Below are 5,855 nucleotides of genomic sequence, written 5' to 3' on the forward strand. Positions count from 1 at the left end.
CGCCGCACCGAACGCCCGCGCGTACGACGCATCCCACTGGTCCGGCACCACACCCCGGACGTCGTACGCCTTCACCAGCCCACTCAGATCCCGCACTGCCGCTCCAGATGTGTTTCCGCTCGGATCACCGCGCAGCGTACCGGCAGTCGGTGAACCCCCCGGGCAGCCGGCACCCGGCCCGGACACAGGGCTCGGAACAGGGCGCGGAGACCGGACTCAGCTGTCGGGCGAGCGCAGCACCCGGAGGTGGCCGCGGCGGCCGGCCGAGCCGGGGTCGGGGTCGCCCGGGCGCGGCATGCGCTCCTGCGGGCGGGCGGCCTCGCGGACGGCGTTGGCCAGCGCCTCCAGATCGTCGCTGGTGCGGCGGACCGGACCGGCGTCGGCGGCGAGGCGGACGACCTCCCAGCCGCGCGGGGCGGTGAGCCGCTCGGCGTGCTCGGCGCAGAGGTCGTAGCAGTGCGGCTCGGCGTAGGTGGCCAGCGGGCCGAGGACGGCGGTGGAATCCGCGTAGACGTACGTCAGCGTCGCCACGGCCGGCCGGCCGCACGCGGTCCGCGAACAACGACGTACAGAGCTCACGAGGGTGGACGGTACCGCACTCCCGAGCGGGCCGCGACGACCCACCCCCGCCGAGATCGCCGTGTCGCCCGGCGCGGGGCCGCGAGGTGGCCCGCGGCGGGCCGGTCAGGGACTACGCTCGACACTGATATGGACAGGCCCACACCTCCGTCACCGGCCGGCGGGCAGCGGCGACCGCGCCACCGCGACCGGCACGGCCGCGGTATGCGCGGCCCGCTCGCACCCCCGCAGGTGCCGATCTCGCTGACCCGCTCCGAGCTGTTCGACGACTACGTGCGCGAGTCGGTGGAACGGCTGGAGAGGCGCTGGCCGCAGCTGGTGGACGTGGAGTTCGCCGTCCAGGAGGTGCCGCTGCCCGACAAGGACGAGGCGGCCGTGGACGGCGTGCCGCTCGGCCGGGTGGTCCCCGCCGCGCAGGGCCGCAAGAGCCGGATCGTGGTGTACCGGCGGCCGGTGGAAATCCGCGCGAAGTCGCGCGAGGACCGGGCCGCGCTGGTCCACGAGATCCTCATCGAGCAGGTCGCCGAACTGCTCGGGCTGTCGCCCGACGCCATCGACCCCCGCTACGACGAGGACTGACGCCTGCTCGGGGCGGGGCCGGCGGACCGGCCCCGCCCCGCGGCGGCTCAGCGCAGCAGCAGGCCCGGGTCGTTCTGGGCGAACGGCACGACCACCGTGCTGTGGTCGTCCTGGAGAGCCTGGATCGTGAAGGCCGGAAGCTCCTTCTGGTTGACGGCCAGCATCCGGGCGGCGACCACGGGCCCGCCGGAGAGGGTCTCCACGGTGATGCCGTACGTGCCGTTCAGACCGGCCGGCTCCAGGCCCTGCACGGCCACGGTGGCGCCCGCCGGGACGTCGACCTCCTTGGTGGCCGGGGTGCCGCCGCCGCTGCCGGCCGAGGCGGTCAACCGGACCTTGGCGTCCGCCGTCCCGGTCGAGGTCAGCAGGACGGAGGTGGCGCCGCCACCGCGGTTGTCGGCGATGCTCGCCCGCTTGCCGACGGGGCCGGCGGCGGCGATCCAGGCGGCCTCGGACTTGCCGTTGTTGCTGCGGTCCACCCGCACGGTCGCGACGATCGGGGTCGGGTGCGCCGGGTCGCTCGGGCTGAGCCGGATCGCGCCGACCTCGCTGCGGGTGTTCGCGCCGCCGCCCAGGTCGAGGGCGGCGACCATGCCGGCCTTGACGTGCAGGGTCTCCTTGCCGGCCGGGGTGAACCAGCCGTTCTTGCCGGAGATCTGGATCTTCAGGTCGGCGTCGTCGTCGGCCGGGGCGGCGACCACCAGGCGGGCCGCCGAGCGGTCGGCGGGCAGGCCGGGAATCACCTGGGTGGCGGCGGGGGCGGCCGAGGCGGCGATCCAGTCGACGCCCTTGCCCTCCTCGGCGGCCTCCAGGCCGGCCGCGACCCGGCCGCCGCGCGCCACCACGTGCACGGCGAGGTCGGGGGTCTCGGTCTTGAGCATGGTCGACAGCAGCAGCGACTGGGAGGTGCCGGGCGCCAGCGAGATGCCGGTGCCGTTGTCGCTGTCGATCGGGCCCTTGTCGCCGACCAGGCGGACGTCCACGGTGGCCGGGGAGGAGTCCGTGTTGACCAGGGTCACGTAGTCCCGGCGGCTCGCCGCGGTGCTGGCGCCGACGAACCAGAAGTCACTGCCCGGCTCCGCGCAGGTCACTCCGGCCAGGCCGGCGCTGGACTGGTCGGCCATCGTGGTGGTCTGCGAGACCGTGAAGCCCGGCGCGAAGCCGCCGGTCGCGGTGGCGCCCGTGGCGGTGGTGTCGCCGCTCGCCGCCGTACCGGTCACCGGGACGCCGGACTTGGCCAGCGTCAGCCGGGCGGCCGGCGCCCCGGCGGCGGCCGCCGGCTGGGCGGACGGGCTGCCCGAGGCCGAGCCGGACGGCGCCGCGGAGGACGGGGCGGGCGCGGCGGCGGACGGCGGGGCGACGTCGCTCAGCGAGCCGGTCCCCTTGGCGGTGCTGCCGGCCGGGTTGAACAGGGTCAGCGCGGTGGTGCCGGTGAGGCCCTGGCGGGGCGGCGGGCAGACCGCGGCCGTCCGCTCGACCTGTGCGGTGGTCGGCGCGCCGTGCGGGCCCGCGGTGGTCGGCTGCGCCGGCGGGCGGAGTTCGGCGATGCCGAACACCAGGCCGAGCACGGCCGCGGCGGCGAGCAGCGACTGCCCGGTGCGGCTGCCCCCGGGCAGGCCGCCGCCGAAGCCGGGCCTGCGCAGGCCCTCGGCGAGCTTCGGGGCCTTGAGTGCGGGCGCCTTGATGCTGGGCTTCTTCATCGCGGGTCAGCTCCCCGATCCGTGGTGGTGCGGGTGCCCGCCGTTGCCGTAGCCGTCGTGGTGCGCCGCGTTGGGGTCGTAGTACGGCTCGCCCTGGGGCTGGCCGGGGATCCACTGCTCCTGCTCGGCCGGGTAGCCCTGGTACTGCTGCTGGTCGTAGCCGTACGGGGCGTAGGGGTCGGTGTACTGGCCGCCCTCGTAGCCGGGCTGCGGCTGGTAGGCCGGGTCGTGGCCCTGCTGGTCGTAGCCGGGCTGCTCGTACCCCTGCTCGTAGCCCTGCGGGTAGGCCTGCTGGTCGTAGCCGGGCTGTTCGTAGCCCTGCTCGTAGCCGGGCTGCTGCTCGTAGCCCTGGCCGGCCGGAGCCGCGGCGGGCTCGTCGGCGCCCTGGCCGGGCTCCTCCCAGCCGTACGCGTCCTGGTAGCCGCCACCCTGGTACGGGTCGGCCTGGTACGGGTCGGCGAAGGTCTCGGCCGCGTCCGGGTGGCCGCCGTCGGGGCCGCCCTGGCCGGGGACCGCGCCGTAGACGCCGGGCGCGTCCGCCTGGTCGGCCTCGCCCTCGCCGCGCTCGGCCATCCGGCGGGCGCGCCGGCTGCCGGGCAGGGGCGCCTCGGCAGCCGCCGCGAGCGCCTGGGCCGCAGCCACGTCCTCCGGCAGGTCGTCGTCGTTGTGGTTGCGCCGCCCGGGCAGCGCGAGCACCAGGACGATCACGCCGAGCAGCAGCTGCGCGGCGATCCAGCCGGTGTGCGCCATGCTGCCGCTGCGGGTGATGTCGAGCCGGCCGCCGGCCGCCGGGAGCTCGAAGGCCTGCGCCCAGTCGCCGTCCAGCGTGGTCGGCTGCAGCGGTGCGCCGTCGAGGGTGGCGTGCCAGTCGACGTCGGCGTGCTCGGCGAGCCGGAGCACCCGCCCGGCCGGGCCGGCCGGGATGACGGAGTACACGTCGTGGGCACCGGAAGGGACGGGCAGGGTGGTGCCGCCGCTCTTCGGCGGGACGATCACGGCGCGGGTCGCGACGGCGCCGGTGACCTGCCAGATCCCGACCCCGTGGCCCTCGCTGAGCCGGGTGATGCCGGGGGTGCTGTCGAGCACGTTCCGGACCTTGGTGGTCAGCGGGTCCTTGACCTCCACGTACCCGACGCCGAACGCGGCCAGCGCCTTGGCCTGGTCGCCGCCGGAGCCGGCCAGCAGGTTGCCGGCGAGGGTCCCGAGGCCGTCGTCGGCCGCGGCGTCCACGGTGGCCTCGGCCTGACCGAGGGTCAGCCCGCCGCCGCGGACGAGCGCGTACCCGACCGTGGACCCGTCCGCCGGGCCGGTCAGCACCAGGGTGCGGGAGCGGTCGGTGGTGGTGGCCTGCTCGGCGATGAAGGCCGGCAGCTGGGTCTGCTGGCTGCGCTGCAGCGGCCCGTCGGCGCCGGCCACGGCCCACCACAGGCCCATGGCGGCCGGGGCGAGCGCGGCCGTGGCGAGCACCACGGCGGCGACCGGCTGGCGCCAGCCGAAGGCGATGCCGGAGACGCGGGCGTTGGCGCCGTCGGCGCCGATCGCGGCGGCCGCCAGCAGGGCGACGCCGGTCAGCAGGGTGGCCGGGCCGGCCCAGGCCGCGACGGACGGGCCGCCGGACGCCGGGGTCACCTCGGTGCCGGCGACGGCGACGGTGAACAGCAGGCCGGCACCGGCCGCGCCCCAGGCGGCGAGCACCGCGCGACGGCGGTCGGCGCGCAGCAATGCGGCGAGGGCGGCGAGCACCACGCCGACGGAGAGCCAGACCGGCGGGGTGCCGGCCCCGCCCGGGTTGACCATCAGCAGGCCGAGCGGGGTGGCGCCCGGTCCGTCGAAGCCGGGGACGCCGGCCTCCAGCAGCAGCCGGGAGGGGTGCGTCAGGACCTGGAGCGACCAGGGCGCGAGCACCAGGACGGGCACGCCGAGGATGACCAGGACGCGGGTGCCGAGCAGGCGCAGGGCGGTGCCGCCGGAGCCGAAGGCGCCGCCGCGGACCACGGCGTGGACGAGCGCGGCGAGCGAGAGCGGTACCGCGATGGCCCAGGCGAGCGGGACGAAGGCGGTGGACAGCGTCAGCATGAGGACGGCCATCCAGACCGGCCGCCAGCCGGGCCGGGCGCCGCGGGCGGCGCTCTCGGTGCGGATGCCGAGGCCGGCGCCGATCGCCGCGGCGCGGGCGAGCGGGGGGAGCAGGACGGCGAGGACGGCCGTGCCGATCCGGCCCTGGGCGAGCGCGCCGGTGGCGGCGGGCAGCAGGGCGTAGGTGGCGCTGGCCCAGGCGCGGACGAGCTTGGACTCGATGAGCGGCCGGGAGACCAGGTAGGCGCTGACCGCGGCGAGCGGCACGGAGAGCACCACGATCACGGTGAGCGCCAGGCTGGCGTTGCCGAGGAAGATCCCGGACAGGATCGCGAGCACCGCGAGGTAGGGCGGCGAGGCCGTGGTGGAGCCGGTGCCGACGGCGTGCCAGGAGTCGGCGTACATGCCCCACAGGCCGGCCGTGCCGTCGGAGGCCGGCAGCAGCGCGCCGCCGAGCAGGTCGCCGGTGCCGAGCAGGCTGCGGCAGGCGACCAGGGCGAAGACCAGCAGGGCGGCGAACAGCAGCGGGGCCGGGCGCCGGGCGACCTTCTTGAGCAGGACGAACTGCTCGACGACCAGGTCGTCGGCGTCCTCGTCGCCGGGCCCGGTCTCGGCCGAGCCGTGGCGACCGGCGCCGGAGTCGTCGCTGCCGCCGATGCCGAGCGAGGCGATCGCCGTCTCGACGGCGAGCCGGGCGGTGGCGCCGGGGGCGGGGAAGAGGCCGCGGTCGTCGAGCGCGTCGGCGGAGCGGGTGCGCTTGCGGCGTTTGCGGGCCAGCAGCAGCCGGGGCAGCCGGACGAGCTCGTGGCCGAGGCCGCCGAGTTCGTCGAAGGCCTGGCGCGGGGTAAGTGCAGACCAGGTGGGGGGGACCCCCCCCCACGGGGCCAGGGCCACCCAAGGCCCGGCGAGGGGGGAAGTGAG

The 5,855-nt window shown here is 76.8% G+C and carries 4 protein-coding genes; 1 reads left to right on the forward strand and 3 read right to left on the reverse strand.

The window, feature by feature from the left end; genetic code table 11:
* Positions 1–216: 216 nt before the first annotated feature.
* Positions 217–624, reverse strand: a complete 408-nt coding sequence (locus tag ACFV0G_RS05380; protein ID WP_380541972.1) for a DUF3499 domain-containing protein — start codon at positions 622–624, stop codon at positions 217–219.
* Positions 625–708: 84 nt separating this feature from the next.
* On the opposite strand from ACFV0G_RS05380, the gene ACFV0G_RS05385 reads away from it, so the two are divergent.
* Positions 709–1,158 carry a metallopeptidase family protein gene (locus ACFV0G_RS05385; protein WP_380541975.1) on the forward strand — a complete coding sequence of 150 codons (450 nt, stop codon included), beginning with the start codon at positions 709–711 and terminating at the stop codon, positions 1,156–1,158.
* A 47-nt stretch (positions 1,159–1,205) separates the two neighbouring features.
* Here the strand turns inward: ACFV0G_RS05385 and ACFV0G_RS05390 are convergent, their stop codons facing one another.
* Entirely contained in the window at positions 1,206–2,858 is a 1,653-nt protein-coding gene (locus ACFV0G_RS05390; protein WP_380541978.1) for a DUF5719 family protein, read from the reverse strand.
* Between the two features lie 6 nt (positions 2,859–2,864).
* The coding region (locus ACFV0G_RS05395) for a family 2 glycosyl transferase (RefSeq protein WP_380541981.1) at positions 2,865–5,855 on the reverse strand (2,991 nt) is incomplete at its 5' end.

The organism is Kitasatospora sp. NPDC059571, assembly GCF_042735675.1.
Lineage (GTDB): Bacteria > Actinomycetota > Actinomycetes > Streptomycetales > Streptomycetaceae > Kitasatospora.